General features: G+C 71.1%; 16 protein-coding genes. 5 read left to right on the top strand and 11 right to left on the bottom strand.

Translation table 11 applies throughout. The features are described 5' to 3' along the window. Positions 1-65: 65 nt before the first annotated feature. From ABZ887_RS36130 to ABZ887_RS36120, 3 genes are all read right to left on the bottom strand, one after another. On the bottom strand, positions 66-860 hold the full coding sequence (locus ABZ887_RS36130; protein ID WP_361299167.1) for a polyprenol monophosphomannose synthase: 795 nt from the start codon (positions 858-860) through the stop codon (positions 66-68). A 586-nt stretch (positions 861-1446) separates the two neighbouring features. Further along, positions 1447-3054 carry an amidohydrolase gene (locus tag ABZ887_RS36125; RefSeq protein ID WP_361299164.1) on the bottom strand — a complete coding sequence of 536 codons (1608 nt, stop codon included), beginning with the start codon at positions 3052-3054 and terminating at the stop codon, positions 1447-1449. Between the two features lie 109 nt (positions 3055-3163). Then, positions 3164-3604 carry an Lrp/AsnC family transcriptional regulator gene (locus ABZ887_RS36120; RefSeq protein WP_066997022.1) on the bottom strand — a complete coding sequence of 147 codons (441 nt, stop codon included), beginning with the start codon at positions 3602-3604 and terminating at the stop codon, positions 3164-3166. A 267-nt stretch (positions 3605-3871) separates the two neighbouring features. Here ABZ887_RS36120 and ABZ887_RS36115 point away from each other — a divergent pair, with 267 nt between their 5' ends. Beyond that, complete coding sequence (locus tag ABZ887_RS36115) at positions 3872-4330, top strand: hypothetical protein (protein ID WP_361299161.1); 459 nt, start codon at positions 3872-3874, stop codon at positions 4328-4330. 1 nt (position 4331) lies between these two features. Here the strand turns inward: ABZ887_RS36115 and ABZ887_RS36110 are convergent, their stop codons facing one another. Both ABZ887_RS36110 and ABZ887_RS36105 read right to left on the bottom strand, forming a co-directional pair. Continuing rightward, positions 4332-5435, bottom strand: a complete 1104-nt coding sequence (locus ABZ887_RS36110) for a phosphotransferase family protein (RefSeq protein WP_361299158.1) — start codon at positions 5433-5435, stop codon at positions 4332-4334. A gap of 14 nt (positions 5436-5449) precedes the next feature. Continuing rightward, the gene (locus tag ABZ887_RS36105; RefSeq protein WP_361299155.1) at positions 5450-6562 is read right to left on the bottom strand and encodes a hypothetical protein; all 1113 of its coding nucleotides are present in this window, start codon (positions 6560-6562) and stop codon (positions 5450-5452) included. A gap of 147 nt (positions 6563-6709) precedes the next feature. On the opposite strand from ABZ887_RS36105, the gene ABZ887_RS36100 reads away from it, so the two are divergent. Continuing rightward, the gene (locus tag ABZ887_RS36100; RefSeq protein ID WP_361299152.1) at positions 6710-6970 is read left to right on the top strand and encodes a hypothetical protein; all 261 of its coding nucleotides are present in this window, start codon (positions 6710-6712) and stop codon (positions 6968-6970) included. Here ABZ887_RS36100 and ABZ887_RS36095 read toward each other — a convergent pair. Beyond that, positions 6933-8105, bottom strand: coding sequence for an acyl-CoA dehydrogenase family protein (locus ABZ887_RS36095; RefSeq protein ID WP_361299286.1), 1173 nt, complete (start codon positions 8103-8105; stop codon positions 6933-6935). The genes ABZ887_RS36100 and ABZ887_RS36095 overlap by 38 nt on opposite strands. 329 nt (positions 8106-8434) lie before the next feature. Here ABZ887_RS36095 and ABZ887_RS36090 point away from each other — a divergent pair, with 329 nt between their 5' ends. Beyond that, positions 8435-9673 carry a glycoside hydrolase family 18 protein gene (locus tag ABZ887_RS36090; protein WP_361299149.1) on the top strand — a complete coding sequence of 413 codons (1239 nt, stop codon included), beginning with the start codon at positions 8435-8437 and terminating at the stop codon, positions 9671-9673. A gap of 57 nt (positions 9674-9730) precedes the next feature. On the opposite strand, the gene ABZ887_RS36085 is transcribed toward ABZ887_RS36090, so the two are convergent. The 3 genes from ABZ887_RS36085 to ABZ887_RS36075 all read right to left on the bottom strand — a co-directional run bounded on the left by ABZ887_RS36085 (position 9731) and on the right by ABZ887_RS36075 (position 10972). Next, positions 9731-10390 (bottom strand): TetR/AcrR family transcriptional regulator, encoded by a 660-nt coding sequence (locus ABZ887_RS36085; protein WP_361299146.1) that lies wholly within the window; start codon positions 10388-10390, stop codon positions 9731-9733. 65 nt (positions 10391-10455) lie between these two features. Next, positions 10456-10596, bottom strand: coding sequence for an SCO1431 family membrane protein (locus ABZ887_RS36080; RefSeq protein ID WP_308310962.1), 141 nt, complete (start codon positions 10594-10596; stop codon positions 10456-10458). 127 nt (positions 10597-10723) lie between these two features. Beyond that, positions 10724-10972 carry a hypothetical protein gene (locus ABZ887_RS36075; RefSeq protein ID WP_361299143.1) on the bottom strand — a complete coding sequence of 83 codons (249 nt, stop codon included), beginning with the start codon at positions 10970-10972 and terminating at the stop codon, positions 10724-10726. Here ABZ887_RS36075 and ABZ887_RS36070 point away from each other — a divergent pair. Then, positions 10950-11675 (top strand): alpha/beta hydrolase, encoded by a 726-nt coding sequence (locus ABZ887_RS36070; RefSeq protein ID WP_361299140.1) that lies wholly within the window; start codon positions 10950-10952, stop codon positions 11673-11675. The genes ABZ887_RS36075 and ABZ887_RS36070 overlap by 23 nt on opposite strands. Before the next feature lie 100 nt (positions 11676-11775). After that, positions 11776-12654: an SIP domain-containing protein gene (locus ABZ887_RS36065; RefSeq protein WP_361299137.1), complete on the top strand. Its 879-nt coding sequence runs from the start codon at positions 11776-11778 to the stop codon at positions 12652-12654. Positions 12655-12690: 36 nt separating this feature from the next. Here ABZ887_RS36065 and ABZ887_RS36060 read toward each other — a convergent pair whose 3' ends face one another. Beyond that, a complete protein-coding gene (locus ABZ887_RS36060; protein ID WP_361299134.1) occupies positions 12691-14127 on the bottom strand; it encodes a peptidase C39 family protein in 1437 nt (478 codons plus the stop codon). Between the two features lie 184 nt (positions 14128-14311). After that, positions 14312-15766 carry an amino acid permease gene (locus ABZ887_RS36055; RefSeq protein WP_361299283.1) on the bottom strand — a complete coding sequence of 485 codons (1455 nt, stop codon included), beginning with the start codon at positions 15764-15766 and terminating at the stop codon, positions 14312-14314. Between the last annotated feature and the right edge of the window lie 45 nt (positions 15767-15811).

The following is a 15811-nucleotide window of genomic DNA, read 5'->3' as shown; positions in this document are numbered from 1 at the left end:
AGGGGATGATCAACCGCAACTGTGAGGTTCGCCGGAGTCCGCCGGGACGGCTCGCCCCGCCGGCCTCAGGAGGACTTGCCCTTGCCGGTCATCTTGCCCACCCGCTCGGTGACGCCCCACGAGGTGACCCGCCACAGCGCCTCGACGAGGATGTCGCGGCTCATCTTGGAGTCGCCGAACTCCCGCTCGACGAAGGTGATGGGCACCTCGACGACCTGGTAGCCGGCCTTGACCGCGCGGCGGGCCAGGTCGACCTGGAAGCAGTAGCCCTGCGAGGCGACCTCGTCCAGCCCCAGGCCCTCCAGGGTCTCGCGGCGGAAGGCGCGGTAGCCGCCGGTGATGTCCCGGATTGGGAGATCGAGCGCGAGGCGGGAGTACAGGGAACCGCCCCGGGAGATGAACTCACGGGACTTGGGCCAGTTGACGACCCGGCCGCCGGGCACCCAGCGGGAGCCGAGCACCAGGTCGGCGCCCTTCAGCGCGGTCAGCAGGCGGGGCAGCTCCTCCGGCTGGTGGGAGCCGTCGGCGTCCATCTCGACGAGCACGCCGTAGCCGTTGTCCATGCCCCAGTGGAAGCCCGCGAGGTAGGCGGCGCCGAGGCCTTCCTTGCCCTTGCGGTGCAGCACCTGGACGTGGTCGTCCTCCGCGGCCAGTTCGTCGGCGAGCTTGCCCGTGCCGTCGGGGCTGTTGTCGTCGGCCACCAGCACGTGCGCCTCGGGCACGGCCTGGCGGACCCGGCCGACGATGGACTTGATGTTCTCCGCCTCGTTGTACGTCGGAATGATCACCAAGGCCGTGCCGAGCGGGCCGAACCGCCTCCCCTGGGCCTGTGCCGCGAGGGTCCCGTCGCCGTCGTTCACTGCTGCCCCTTCATGTCGTACGCAGGGGACCACCATAGTGGCCGCGGCCTGCGCTGACGCGACGGCTCGTTCGTATGGTGGTGTCGATTCCGCAAGAACGGGGTAAGGATGCCCGTTTCGGGCGGCCGTCATCCGCGCTTTCGCCACCGTGTTCCCTACGGATGGGGGCCCGGCGCCCTTCGGGCCGACCTGGGACCCGCTGGCTGCGGGTCGACCGAAAGCCGTTGTCTACTGAGCGTCCGGGCCCCACCCGGGTCACACCTCCCGACCGGCCGGAACGTTCCCTCGTCGGCGCGGGCGCTGAGCCTGGCTCCCAGTGACGGTGCCCCGGTGCGGCACACCGTCCCTGACCCAGCGGCGCTGCGACGAGTGCGCGAACTGCTCCCCGGTCGGGCGTCCGGTGGTGGACTCCGCCGAACCTACCGGCCCGCTGCCGCTGGCTGTCAACAGCCGTTTGACCTGCACAGACTCCCTCAAAGCCCTGGTCAGCGCGGAGGATGCGCAGGTCGCGCGACGGGGCGGCGGCCGTCGATCACGGCCGCGCCACCCCGGGAGATCACTCGCCCGGCCGTACGAATGCGGCGGGTCACTCGCCCGGTCGTACGAACACGGTCCGGCCGCCCACCACCGTGCGCAGACAGACCGGCAGCTCACGGCCGGGGGTCAGGTCGGGCAGGCCGGGGGTGCCGGAGCGCGGGTCGGTGGACCAGCGGGCGACCCGGTCGTCCGGCGCCTGCACCACCAGTTCGTCGGTACGCCAGACCGCGTAGTCGGCGGGCGCGCCTGGCACCAGGACGCCCGCGTCGTCCCGGCCGGTCGCGCGCCAGCCGCCGCGGGTGTGCGCGGTGAACGCGGCGCGTACCGAGACCCGGTGCTCGGGCGTGTGGTGGAAGGCGGCGGCCCGGACGGTCCCCCAGGGATCCAGTGGGGTGACGGGGCTGTCGGAACCGAAGGCGAGCGGGACCCCGGCCTTGAGGAGAGCGGCGAACGGGTTGAGGGTGCGGGCCCGCTCGGCACCCAGCCGCTGGGCGTACATGCCGTCCGCCCCGCCCCACAGCGCGTCGAAGGCGGGCTGTACGGAGGCGATCAGACCGAACTCGGCGAAGGCGGCGACGTGCTCGGGCGTGAGCATCTCGGCGTGCTCGACCCGGTGCCGGGCGGCACGGACCCGGGCCGGCCCGACCTTCTCGGCGGCGGCGCGCACGCCCTCCACGACGGCGGTGACGGCGGCGTCGCCGATGGCGTGGAAACCGGCCTGCAGCCCCGCCTCGGTGCAGGCGACGACATGGGCGGCGACGGCGGCCGCGTCCAGGTAGGCGGATCCGGTGGTGTGACCGGCGTCGGCGTACGGCTCGTGCAGGCAGGCGGTGTGCGAGCCGAGGGCCCCGTCCACGAACAGGTCGCCGGCGGCGCCGAGCGCGCCCAGTTCCCGCGCCTTCTCGACATCCGCCTCCGCCCAGTAGCCGACCACCCGCGGGCCGGACAGCTCGGCGGCCAGCCGCAGCAGCCCGGTGAAGTCGTCCTCGGAGGAGATCTTCGGCCCGCCGCACTCGTGCACGGTGCCGATACCGAGGGAGGCCGCGTGCGCGAGGGCGGTGCGCTGGGCCCCGGCCCGCTGGGCGGTCGTCACGGCCGCGAACGCGGCGGCGCGTACGGCGTGGTGGGCGTCGCCGGTGAGCGGGGCGTCCTCGCGGGGCTCCGCGCCCGGGACCAGATCCAGCAGGGCCGTGGTGACGACCGCCGAGTGGACGTCGATGCGGGAGAGGTAGAGCGGGCGTCCGCCGGTGGCCGCGTCCAGCTCGGCACGGGACGGCGGGCGGCCGTCGGCCCACCGGGAGGCGTCCCAGCCGTGCCCGAGCAGGACCCGGTCGTCCGGGCGGGCGGCGGCGAACTCCCTGACCAGCGCCAGCACCGCGGCGGGCGAGCTCGCGCCGGACAGGTCGAGGCCGGTCAGGGCGAGCCCGGTGGACGTGGTGTGGACATGGGCGTCCGTGAAGGCGGGGGTGACCAGCGCCCCGTCCAGGTCGACCACCTCGTCGACCCCGTCCGCGAAGGCGTCGGCGGCCCCCTCGGACCCGACCCAGGCGACCTGCCCCCGCTCCACGACCATCGCGGTCGCGAACGGATCGGCGGGACTGTGAACCTCGCCGCGGCGGAGAAGGACGGTTCTGGGTTCGGGGCTGCGCTCACTCATGGGGAACAGTTTCTCTCCTGTCGCCGACGCCTCCGGACAGGGGGCACCCGGAGCCGTCGGCCGTGCTCACCCGTTCCGCCCTGCGGAACACCTGCCCACGGCGGTTGGACTAGATCTTCGGTGGACGCGCCTCGTACGGCGTCGACAGCACCACCGTCGTCCGCGTCGACACCCCCGCCAGGCTCCGCAGCCGGGCCAGGAGTTCCTCCAGTTCGTGCGGGGTCGCCACGCGCACCTTGAGGATGTAGTTCTCGTCGCCCGCCACGCTGTGGCACGCCTCGATCTCCGGGACGCCGGCCAGCCGGTCCGCGATGTCGTCGGGGGCGCTGGGATCGAACGGTTTCACCGAGATGAACGCCGTCATGGGCAACCCCACGGCCTCCGGGTCGACGACCGCGGCATAGCCGCGGATGACGCCACGCTGCTCCAGCCGGCGCACCCGCTGGTGCACGGCCGACGTGGACAGACCCGTGGCCTTGCCCAGGTCCGTGTAGCTCATCCGCCCGTCCTTGACGAGCAGCTGCACGATTTGACGGTCCAGCTCCTCCATGGCGCAAAAACTACAGTGCGCCTGATCTCCTGGGATACCTCAGCGGCGCAGGTCATGGCCGGTTCGTGATGTGACGGACGGCAGGCTGTGAGCCATCTGAGGGACAAATCCACCGCACCGGGCACCTGCGTTCGGCATGTGACGAACGCCACAGCCCTCGAACGGGCTCCGTGATGCTCTCGTGATTACGGCCGAGATCGGACGGGAAGTGCTTGCTGTGGTCGAGGCCGCAGCGCCGTATCGGCCCAGCCCGAGGGGGAGTTACCCATGCAGAGTCTTAAGCGCCCTGGTCGTCCCGTGTCCAAGCGCCCGCAGTTGGTGGTCGAGCCCGAGCCGGAGGGCGTCGAACCCGACGTCTACGAGGCCGAGGAACCGGACGCGTACGACACCTTCGAGATGTTCCGGGTGATCTGCCCGGACTGCACGCAGTCCATCGCACTGCTGGCGGACGAGGAGTTCCTGCCGGAGCACGCGCTGTGCGCCTCGCCGTGGAACCCGTTCGGTCTCACGGTCTGTGCCGGTACGGGCCGCGCGGCGGACGACGCGCCGTCGGCGGACGAGTCGGTCGAGCCGCAGGAGCAGGACACCGCCCTCCTGCTCACCCTCCCGCAGAGTCTGGACTGGCGGACGCAGCCCTTCTCGCACGTCGGCGGCCCGGGCTCACGCCCGATGCGCGTACCGGCGATGCGCCACGACGGCATGGTCGTCAGCCGTCAGGCCGCCTGAGTCACCGCACCGCGTCCCAGTACCTGCCCTGCACCATGGCCCGCAGGCTGCCGTGGTGCAGGATCAGCGTGTCCGGGTCCGCCGGGACGGCGACCTCTCCGAAGTACACCTGCCGGTAGGCGACGCGCAGCATGACGATCGCGTGCCGCAGGGCGGCGTACAGGGTGTAGAAGTCCATGTCCTGCGGGGTGCGGCCGGTGAGGCGGGCGTAGCGGGCCTCGACGTGGTCACGGCGCAGGAAGCCGGGCAGCCCCGGCTGTCCGGAGGCGGTCGTGAGGTCCTGGAAGAAGCGGTGCAGGTAGACGGTCCAGCCGAGGTCCACCTCGCGCGGGGCCGGTGCCGCCATCTCCCAGTCGAGGACGGCGACGGGGTCGAAGCCCTCGTAGAGGACGTTCCCGATCCGGGCGTCGCCCCAGCTCAGTACCGGTGTGCCGGGTTCGCTCGGCCACAGGTCCGCGAGCCGGTCGAAGGCGGTCTCGATCAGGGGCGAGCGGGCGAGTCCGGCCACCACCCAGTCGTAGTAGCGCCGTTGGGACTCGACGTGCCGGTGCAGGGCGTCGCCGTCCCCGGGCAGGGCGAGGAACTCCGCCTCGGACAGGGGCACTTGGTCGTGTAGGCGGGCCAACAGGCCTACTGAGGCGGCTTCGAGGTGCTCCCGTTCGGCGTCGGTCGCCGCGTGCAGCCAGTTCCCCTCGTAGGTGTAGGGCATGACGTCGGGCGGGACGCGCCCCTCGACCCGCTCCATCACGAAGAAGGGCGCGCCGAGCGGTCCGGGGTCCTCCTCCAGCCACAGGACGCGGGGCACGGGCACGTCCGTGCGGTCGGCGACCAGCCGCATCGTGCGGTACTGCCGGGTGAGGTCGTAGGACGGGAAGACCGTGTAGGCCGACGGGTCCGCCGCCAGCCTCAACGCACAGGCACGCAGCGGCGGTTCGGGGTGCTCGATCTCGAAGAGCAGGGTCTCGCTGGACATGCCGTTGGAGGCGGGAACCGTGACGCCGACGGCCTTGGCGCCCGGGAGCCGGGTGTCCAGCCAGGCGGTCAGCCGGCGCGTGAGGTCCTCCGGGTCGCGGGTCGTGGTGCGTGGGCGCGGTTTCGCCGCCATCCCGGCCTCCTCCTTCAGGGCGCCACCGAGTCGAAGCCGGTGAAGCCGCTCGGGTCGTGCCTGCCGAACGAGCCGTGCTCGAAGATGCCGTGGCCGGTCCGTCCGTCGAGGCGGAAGCGGGCCGCGTGGTCGGTGACGCCGTAGGCCGCGCGGGGGTGCGGCACGGTCAGGTCGTAGGTACGGCGGTCCGTCCAGGCGCGGCCCTGCCAGGTGCCGTGCTGCCAGTCGTCGGCCGGCGGGTAGCCGGCGCCGACCGCGAGCGGCGAGGAGGCGAGGATCTCCACCTCCAGTTCCCGGGGTTTGCGCGGGTCGCCGAGGTGGACGACGGCGTGCTCCGGGTGGCGGGTGCCGGAGCGGTAGGTGATCTCGGTCTGCGGCCAGCCGAGTTGGCGGTCGCGCCGGCCCGGGCGGACCAGGGTGGCGTCGTTCAGGGTGCGGTAGCCGTCGGCGTCCTCCTGGGTGATGACCATCAGGAAGCGGTCCTCGAAGCGGACCGGGCACCAGATCCAGTGGAAGCCCTCGGTCGGGTGCTCCGCGGCGAGCCGCCCGCCCTCCTCCCCGGGGATCGGGCGGACGCCCCAGCTGCGGTCCCGGGTGCCGGTCCAGCCGGCCGGGTCGACGCGGTACTCCTCGCCGCCGGCCCGGACCACCCCGGACACTCCCCCGGCCTGCACGAACCTGCGGCCCTCCAACGTCAGCCGGTCACCCCGGCGTTGCAGGTGGTGCGGCTCCCACAGGGCCGGGAAGCCGGCGGTCCACGTGAGGTCGTAGGAGAGGGAGTCGCCCTGGACGGAGTCGTCGCAGCGGAGCCGGAAGCGCCGGAGCGGCTCCTCGACCTCGATGCTCAGCGGGCCGACCGCGAGCCGCATCCGGTCGTCGCCGAGGGCGTCCGAGGCGCGGACCGCGTGCAGGGTGTCCCCGGTGCGCAGGGTGGCGTAGGCGTCGATCACCCCGACGTTCGGGTAGACGCCGAGGCCCAGGATGAGCAGGGCGCGGCCGTCGTGGTCGAGGACGTGGAAGATGCAGCGGTCGTAGGCGTTCCGGTCCCCGGTGGCGACGTGCTTCATGGAGAGCGGGACCTGGTGGACGGGGTACTCGTCGAGCGGTACGGGACGGTCGTCGGCCATGGCGGGCCGTCCCCGGAGGCTGGAGACGGTCCGGCTGACGGTACGTCAGAAAACAGGGGGAGGCCAGATCCGGGACCGGACGTCCACGAACTCACGCACGATTCGGAGGATCGGTGACCCGGGCGGCCGCCGCCGCGTTGGCCAGGCGTGACGACCACTTACACCACCCTCGGCCGTCAGCGCCGGATCTTCGTGCCCCCGCCCGCGGCGTCGCTGCCACCGCCTGCGCCGCAGGATCCGCCCATCTACCGCGAGCTGCTGCGGACCTGGGCCGACCGGGGCCGCGCCCTGCCGGGCCGCCACGACCCGGAGTGGGCCAGGCTGGCGGCCCCGACGGTCACCCGCGGGCAGTTCAGCGAGTTCTGCGACTTCAGCGACTTTCCGGCCCCGCCACATGACGGGCGATGACCATCCGCTGGATCTGGTTGGTGCCCTCCACGATCTGCAGGACCTTGGCCTCGCGCATGTAGCGCTCGACCGGGAAGTCCGCGGTGTAGCCGTAGCCGCCGAGTATCTGGACGGCGTCGGTGGTCACCTTCATCGCGGTGTCGGTGCAGTGCAGCTTGGCCATGGCGGCCTGCTTGGCGAACGGGCGGCCCGCGTCGCGCAGCCGGGCCGCCGCGAGGTAGAGGGCCCGGCCGGCCTCGATCTGGGTGGCCATGTCGGCGATCATGAAGCGCAGGCCCTGGAAGTCCGAGATCGGGTGGCCGAACTGCCGTCGTCCGGTGGCGTAGCCGACCGCCTCGTCCAGGGCCGCCTGGGCCACGCCGATGGCGCAGGCCGCGATGCCGAGCCGGCCGGAGTCCAGCGCCGAGAGGGCGATGGCGAAGCCCTGGCCCTCCTCGCCGAGGCGGCGCTCGTCGGAGACCCGGACGTCGTCGAAGTGGACCTGGGCGGTGGGCGAGCCCTTCATACCCATCTTCTTCTCGGGCACCGCGCCGCTGAGGCCCTCGGCGTCGCCGGGGACCAGGAAGGCGGTGATCCCGTGCGAGCCCTCGGCGCCGGTGCGGGCCATGACCGTGTAGAAGTCGGCGATGCCGCCGTGCGTGATCCAGGCCTTGGTGCCGTTGATCACCCAGAAGTCGCCGTCCCTGACGGCCCTGGTGCGCAGCGAGGCCGCATCCGAACCGGAGGCCGGCTCGGAGAGGCAGTAGGCGCCGAGCAGGCCGCCGCCGAGCATCGCGGGCAGGTGCTCGACCTGCTGCTGCTTGGTGCCGTAGGCGGCGAGCGCGTAGCTCGCGAGGGTGTGCACGCTCACGCCGAGGCCGACGGTGAGACGGGCCGCGGCCAGCTCCTCCAGGACCTGGAGGTAGACCTCGTAGGGCTGCTCGCCGCCGCCGTACTCGGCGTCGTAGGGCAGGCCGAGCAGGCCCGACTCGGAGAGCAGGGTGAAGACCTCGCGCGGGAAGCGCCCGGCGTCCTCCTCCTCGGCTGCCTTGGGCGCGATCTCACGCCGGGCGATCTCGCGGACCAGCGTGAGCAGGTCCCTCGCCTCGTCCGTCGGTAGTTGACGCTCCACCGGCTGCGGGTCGCGGTCGGACATGACGTCGGTCTCCTCCCTGTCGGGCGCGGCGGTCACGGCCCGTGGGATAGGAGCGGCGCCGCCTGTCGATCGAGTGCGGCCGAGGTCGGCGTTCCGGGTCTCGGAAGCTGCTGACCTGCGGCTGCGCAGTGAGTATGCCCGATCGGGGACCTCCCGTCACCAGTTAACGACCGCTTACTTCAGGAATGCCAGGACAACATTCGAAACCAGCGAAATTGGTCCGAACCATTGACCCGACTGGTCTAGTCCTCCTAAGGTTCATGACCAACGCTTTACCGCGTTCATGCCAATCGGCGCGCGTTCCCCTCTCCCCCAGGAGGAGACACCCGATGCACACCACTCACCGCTCCCGTTTCCGGGCGCTGCTCTCCGCGGCCTGTTGCGCCGTCCTCGGCGCCGGGCTGCTGGCCGGCGCGGGCACGGCGTCCGCAGCGGCGTCCGCCCCGTCCGCTCCCCAGGTGCAGGCCGGCTCCAAGGTCGTCGGCTACTTCACGGAATGGGGTACCTACGACCGCAAGTACCTGGTCAAGAACGTCGAGGCCTCCGGCTCCGCCGCGAAGCTGACCCACATCAACTACGCCTTCGGCAACGTCACCGGCGGCAAGTGCGCGATGGGCGACTCGTACGCGGCGACCGACCGGACCTACACCGCAGCCGAGTCCGTGGACGGCGTCGCGGACACCTGGGACCAGCCGCTGCGCGGCAACTTCAACCAGTTGCTGAAGCTCAAGAAGAAGCACCCGAACCTCAAGATCCTCTGGTCCTTCGGCGGCTGGACCTGGTCCAGCGGCTTCGGCGAGGCCGCCAGGAACCCCACCGCCTTCGCCCAGTCCTGCTACGACCTGGTGAAGAACTCCAAGTGGGCGGGTGTCTTCGACGGCATCGACATCGACTGGGAGTACCCGAACGCCTGCGGCAACACCTGCGACACCAGCGGCCGGGCCGCGTTCAAGAACGTGATGGCGGCCCTGCGCTCGAAGTTCGGGAGCAGCTCGCTGGTCACGGCCGCGATCACCGCCGACGCCACCAGCGGCGGCAAGATCGACGCGGCGGACTACGCGGGCGCGGCACAGTACGTCGACTGGTACAACCCGATGACGTACGACTACTTCGGCGCCTGGGCCTCGACCGGCCCGACGGCACCGCACTCGCCGCTGAACTCCTACTCGGGCATCCCGACGGCGAACTACTACACCTCGGCGACCATCGCCAAGCTCAGGGGCCTCGGCATCCCGGCGGCCAAGCTGCTCCTCGGCATCGGCTTCTACGGCCGCGGCTGGACCGGCGTCACCCAGGCGGCGCCCGGCGGCACGGCGACCGGCCCGGCGGCGGGCACGTACGAGGCAGGCATCGACGACTACAAGGTGCTCAAGACCAAGTGCCCGGCGACCGGCACGGTGGGCGGCACGGCGTACGCCAAGTGCGGCAGCGACTGGTGGAGTTACGACACCCCGGCGACCATCGCGACCAAGATGACCTACAAGAACCAGCAGGGCCTGGGCGGCACCTTCTTCTGGGAGCTGAGCGGCGACACCACGAGCGGTGAGCTGATCAAGGCCATCAACTAGCCCCCTTCCACGGGGGACTTGGGGCGGGGGGACCACGAGCCCTCCGCCCCTTCCGCGTCAGGCGTCCCGGCGGGCCGGGGCCGGGGCGCGGTAGGACGGGTCCAGTTCCTCGATGGCGCGCAGGGTGCCGCCGAGCGTCTTGACCAGCAGCTCGCACAGGGTCTCGCGGGAGAGCACGGGCCGGTCGATCCAGTCCAGGGTGGCACCCTCCACGCTGCACAGCCAGGCGAGCAGGCCGGTCCTGGCGAGCGGGGCGATGTCGGTACGGCCGTAGGCGCCCTCCGCGATGGTCGCGACGATCGCCTCGCGCACCCCGTCCCGGATGGCGTGCACCTCGGTGTCGAAGCCGACACCGCCGCTGACGATCGTGCGGTACGCGGCCTGGTGGTGCTCGGCGTAGCGCAGATAGCTGTCGATGGTGCGGTGGACGCGGTCCGTCTGGGGCAGCTCCAGACCGCTCGCGGCATAGGTGACCAGGTCGGCGACGGAGTCCTGGATGATCGCCAGGTAGTAGCCGCGCTTGGACTGGAAGTAGTAGTAGATCAGCCCTTTGGCGACATGCGCCTGCCTGGCGATGTCGTCCATGGAGAGCGCGTCGTACGAGGTGTCGGCGAACAACTTCCGCCCGATGGCGATGAGTTCAGCACGACGAGCCACGGAACGCTCGGTGCCGCGCGCCCGGGGACGGGCGGCGGCACGCTGTTGACTGATATTCAATTTCGACCCTGGTCTCAACGGGCTGCGGGACATCCGCAGTATGTCAGGTCGGGTCGTGGGTCAGGTCACAGCAGACCGAGTTGGGTGACCAACATGGCGATGACCACGACAAGGGTCCAGCCCATGACGTGTTCCAGAACCTTCGGGCCGTCGTCCTTGGGGCCGCCGGTGCGGGCGCGGGCGGCGGTGGCGGAGTGCGTGGTCATGACGTCCACCATGCCACTGGTTGCGGCTTTTGCGGTGGAGAGCTTGGTCACAGGATAGCGGCCCCCGGAGTGCCCGGGGACCGCTGTTGTGCCTGGTCAGGCCCGGCACAGCCGCTCACCGGGATCTTCAGCCGATCACCAGCGTTCCGCTCAGGCTCCTCCCGTTCGTGACGTTGGCCATGTTCACCGTGTAGCTGCCGTCGGCGAGACCGTCCGCCGTCGTGAAGACCACGGACTTCGAGTCCTCGGCCCACGTGAAGTACGAGATGTCCAGCGGAGATCCGTCCTTCACGATCGAGAACGACGCGGCCGTGGCGTCCAGGGCCCGGTCGAACGTCGCGGTGAGCTCGTTCGTGCCGGTCTTCGTGACCGTCATCGTGGGGTGGGTGCCGGGGTCGGTCGCCGGGACCTTCAAGAAGAAGTACCAGGTCGTCACGGTCGACCTCCCGGGCTTCGGTCTCTCACGGATCGCTTCCGGCCGGTTCGACACCGGGACCCACCCGGAAGCGATCCAGGCGGTCCTCGACCACGCCGGGATCGACCACGCCTTCCTGGTCACCCAGTCGCTCGGCGGCTACAGCGGCCTCTCCTACACGGTGCACAACACGGACCGCATCGCGGGTCTCGTCATGACCTCCACCCTCGGTCCGGTGGGCGACGAGATCTCCGGGCTGAACGCCAAGGGCCGCGAACAGGTCAAGCACCTCTCGGTGGCGGACTTCCTGCTCACCAAGGAGTTCCAGGCCGAGGAGGAGGAGCGGGTCCACCTGTTCTTCCAGCTCGGCAGCTTCAACCAGACCGGCCCCGGCCGGCCCAACCGCCTCCGCAACTCCCTGCAGGGTTCGGTGGCCGTGCAGCAGATGCGCGACGCCATCAAGGCCGGCGTCCACATCACGGTCCTGGAGGGTGGTGCGGACGTCATGGTCCACAAGCCGGCCTACGCCCGTCTGCGCGAACTCCTGCCTGAGGCGAACGTGCAGCTCGTCGAGGGTGCGCCGCACTCGGACTACTGGGATAACCCCCAGCGGTTCAACGCCGTGGTCGACGCGATCCTCGACCGCGCGTACCCCGCGCGCTGAGGGGCCCGGCCCGCCGGCTCCCCGCCGGCGGCCGGGGCCACGGCTCCCGGTCGCCCCCGGAACAGCACCACGAGCGACAGAAAGCACTGAGGTGAGGGCGTTGCCCACCGAGAAGTTGCCCACCGGGAATCCGGCCGCCGACGTCGTCACGGGCTGCCGTGTGCTCGGCACCGACGACCACGGCGACCCCGTGTGGGGCCATGTCTCCCGCCGTGACCCCCAGGACCGCGGCGTGTGGCTGAAGACCGGTGGCCGCGGCTTCGACGAGGTGTCCGGGGACGACGTGGCACTCGTCGACCTGGACGGCAACCTGCTGGAGGGGACGGGGACTCCGCCCAAGGAGTTCCCGCTGCACACCGAGGTGATGCGGGCCCGTACCGACGTGGGGGCCGTGGTCCACTGCCACCCGCCGTACTCCATCGCGCTGGCCGCGACCGGACAGCCGCTCCACGCCTTCTCCAACGGCGCCGGCCCGGCCACCCGGTGGGCGTCGGCCACCGCTCCCGGGGACACACTGGAGATCTCCGGCCAGGCCCGAGGCGGACTCCGTCTCCGCCCGGACACCTCGAAGGTGGTGTTGCTCGGCGACCACTGCGCGCTGCCCGCCATGGCGACCGTCCTGGAATCCCTTCCGTCAGGGGTCGCCGCCGAAGCGGTGATCGAGGTCGTCGGCGCCGACGACGAGATCGCGCTGGCGCGTCCCGCCGTCTCCGCCGTCACCTGGGCGGTGGAATCCGGCCGCCCGGGCGCCCGGCTGGTCGCCGCCGTCCAGGAGATGGTCTTCTCCGACGAGCCCACCGAGGTCTGGGTCGGCTGCGAGGCCGGCGCGATGCGCGAGATCCGCCGGCACCTGCTGGCGAACGGGGCGCGGCGGGCCGGGACCGCACCCGGCGGGGGCGTGCTCACCCTGCACACCCGCGCCTACTGGAAGCTGAACACGGCCAACCACTCCGATCACGACACCGGAGAGGACGACTGAGTCCGCCGGCCCGACGCTGCCCCGTGCGGCCCCCGGTCAGCTGATGCCGACGGCGGCGAGCGCGCGCTGCTGGCTCGGTGCCGGATGCACGGGGAAGTACAGGTAGCAGACGCCCCCGGTGCCGGAGACGACCTTGCCACTGGCGTTGTACCGCTTGGTCCGCAGCCAGATGTTCTCGAACTCCCGCCGCTGGTAGACCCGCCGGACCGCGTCGTCGGTGGCCGAGAACGGGTCGTTGGCGATCACGTCGCCGTCCGCGGTGAAGCCGATCACGGTCATCAGGTGCCCGGAGGTGCCGTAGCCGGCGCCCGTCAGCTCCGAGGCGAGGAACGACTGTGACGTTATGGCCGGGATGCCGGCCGCGATCAGGGTCTCCAGGTCGGTGAGCGAGGCCAGTCGCGTTATCACCCCCTGGAGGTCCGGGTACGTCGACGCGTAGGCGGCGTTGAACGGCCAGTTGCCGCAGCCCCCGTACTGGTAGTCGTAGGTGTAGCGGGCCGCGTAGCAGACCTGGGGGTCGGTGTACGACGGGTCGACCCAGGCCAGCTGCGCGGCGGTGGGCCGGCCGCCCCAGTACTCGACGATCATCTGCGAGGAGGTGGGGCTGCACCAGGCCTCGCCGCCGTTGTCGTACTCGGGGTACTGGCCCTTGTGGATCTCCTGGGAGTAGCGCGGGACCTTGAGCTCCTGGGCCAGGCCCGGGGTTGAGGCGGGGACGGTGAAGCGGTCCGGGATGTCGGAGGCCATGGCGCCGAGCCGCCAGACGGTCGGGGTGAGCTTGGTGCCCGGCTTGCGGTAGAGGGTCAGGCGCAGCTGGTACGAGGTGAGGCGCAGGCCCGTGGTGGCGTCGTCGATCGCGAAGGTGTCGGTCCAGATGGTGCTCTTGCCGTCCGTCTGGCCGTCCACCGAGGTCCGCTTGATGTCCTGGTCGCCGGCCGCCCAGCGGCCCATCACGTACCAGGGGGTGTCGGTGCCGTCGGAGTAGGTGCCGTGCAGCTCGACCTTGATCCAGGTGCCGGCCGGGGTGTCCGCGTTCCAGGAGGCGATGGTCTCGGTGGCGGGGACGGCCGGCTGGTGCACCGGGCCGGTCCAGGTGGCGTACTCCCAGCTGGCGGCGGTGCCGGTGTGGGGGTCGGTGTAGGAGGTGGTGCCGGCCGGGGTGCCGATCACCACGCCGGGCCGGTCCCCGGCGACGGCGCCGACGCCCTTGGCGGTGCCGGTCTTCCAGTCGCTGTAGGTCGTCCAGGAGCGGTGGTCGATCGGGCGGGTCCCGTCCCGGCCGTGGCCGGGACGCCCGTGCCCGGGACGGCCGTTCCCGGCCCGGCGGGTCTCGGTCCGGGCGGTCGCGTCGGCGTCGGTCTCCGGCGCGGCGACCGCGGGCACCGCGGGCACCACGCCCTGGGCGACGGTCGCCGCCGCGACGGCGGCGGCTGCCAGAACGGTTCTGCGGGACGGCTGTTCGGCTCTGCTCATGGGCGGAGGACCCCCAGGTGTGCGCGTCACGGCTGATCCGGAGCAAGAGGCTGTGGGGCAACTATGGAGCAGACGCCATGCCCCTGCCAGCACTTCCGCTCATGCCACGCCCACCAATATTGGTCTCGTCCGCCGAAAGGGCCCCGGCGCGGTCGCCGGGGCCCTTTCCACGGTCCTCGTCGGCTCAGATGAGGTCCATGGCGGCGACCTCGTCGGGGCGGCCGTAGCTGACCGGGCCCTGGAAGCGGCGGCGGGCGGTGGCGAACCACCAGACCGTGGCCACGACCAGGACGGCGGCCAGCGCGATCGGCGCGTAGTTGAAGGAGTCGACGGTGATCGGCGAGGCCTGCGGCAGCATGAACAGGATGCTGCTGAGCAGGATCCAGGTCACCGCCAGCCAGCCGACCGGCCTGCTCCAGCGGCCCAGGTTCCACGGCCCGGGCTGGAAGTCGTCGCCCAGCCGCAGCCGCAGGAACACCGGCACGGCGTAGGCGAGGAACAGACCGACGACGTTGACGCTGACGATCGCGGTGAACGCCGTGTGCGACCACCAGCCCGGCACCACCAGGGCGACCGAGCAGGCCACCGCGAGCCAGACGGCCTTGACGGGGGTCCGGGTGCGGGGGGAGACCGAGTGCCACAGCCGGGAGCCGGGCATGGCACCGTCCCGGGAGAAGGCGAAGATCTGCCGGGTGTTGCTGGTGAGGTTGGCGAGACCGCAGAAGAGCATGGCGCCGATGACGACGAGCAGCATCGCCTTGGCCCAGCCCATGCCGAGCCCGTCGATGAGGATCTGGACGGGCGGCGCGGAGGAGCTCGCCACCTTGGTGTAGTCGCCGATGCTGTACACCAGCGCGAGCATCAGGACGAGACCGGTGATCGCCGAATAGCCGATGGACCGGATGATCCCTCTGGGGGCGTTGACGGTCGCCTGGACGGTTTCCTCGGACATGTGGAAGCTGCCGTCGAAGCCGGTGAAGGTCCAGCTGGTGACCAGGAGCCCGAGCAGGCCGCCGTAAAGGCCGTTGGTGAAGCCGGTGTTGTTCACGAAATGCGTCACGAAGGACGCGGACTGGTGGTGGTCCGGCATCACGGTCAGTGTGCTCACGATCACCACGAGTCCGATCAGCAGCCACCAGACGGAAATCCGGTTCAGTACGGCGACGAGCTGCACGGTGTAGGTGTTGGCGAGTCCCTGGACGACGATGATCAGGGCCGTGATCAGGACCGTCTGGTGGGTGGTCGGCGTGTACGAGGGCCACTGCAGGGCGACGAAGGCCTGGATGAAGGTGGCGGCCGCGTAGCCGGTGGCCGCGGTGCCGCCGATCTGGCCCACGAAGTTCAGCCAGCCCGTGTACCAGGACCAGGCGCCCTTGTGCCGTTTGGCGAGTTTACCGGCGGAGAAATACAGGGCACCGCTCGTCGGATAGGCGGAGGCGACTTCCGCCATGGCGGCGCCGATGCACAGCACCATCAGGCAGACGCCGATCCAGCCGAACACGAGAATGCGGGGGCCGCCCGCGTTCATACCGAATCCGAAGGAGGAGAAAATACCGGAGAGAATATTGATGATGGTGAAGGAGATGGCGAAATTGTCGAACGCCTGGAATCGGCGGGTGAGTTTCCGCGGATAACCCATCGCGTGCAGGGTCGCGTCGTCGTCGAGCGTGACGGGGTCCGCTGT

The sequence above is a fragment of the Streptomyces sp. NPDC047061 genome (genome assembly GCF_040643955.1).
Taxonomy (GTDB): domain Bacteria; phylum Actinomycetota; class Actinomycetes; order Streptomycetales; family Streptomycetaceae; genus Streptomyces.
Note: the sequence above shows the minus strand (reverse complement) of the source record. Positions and strands in the feature narration are given on the sequence as shown.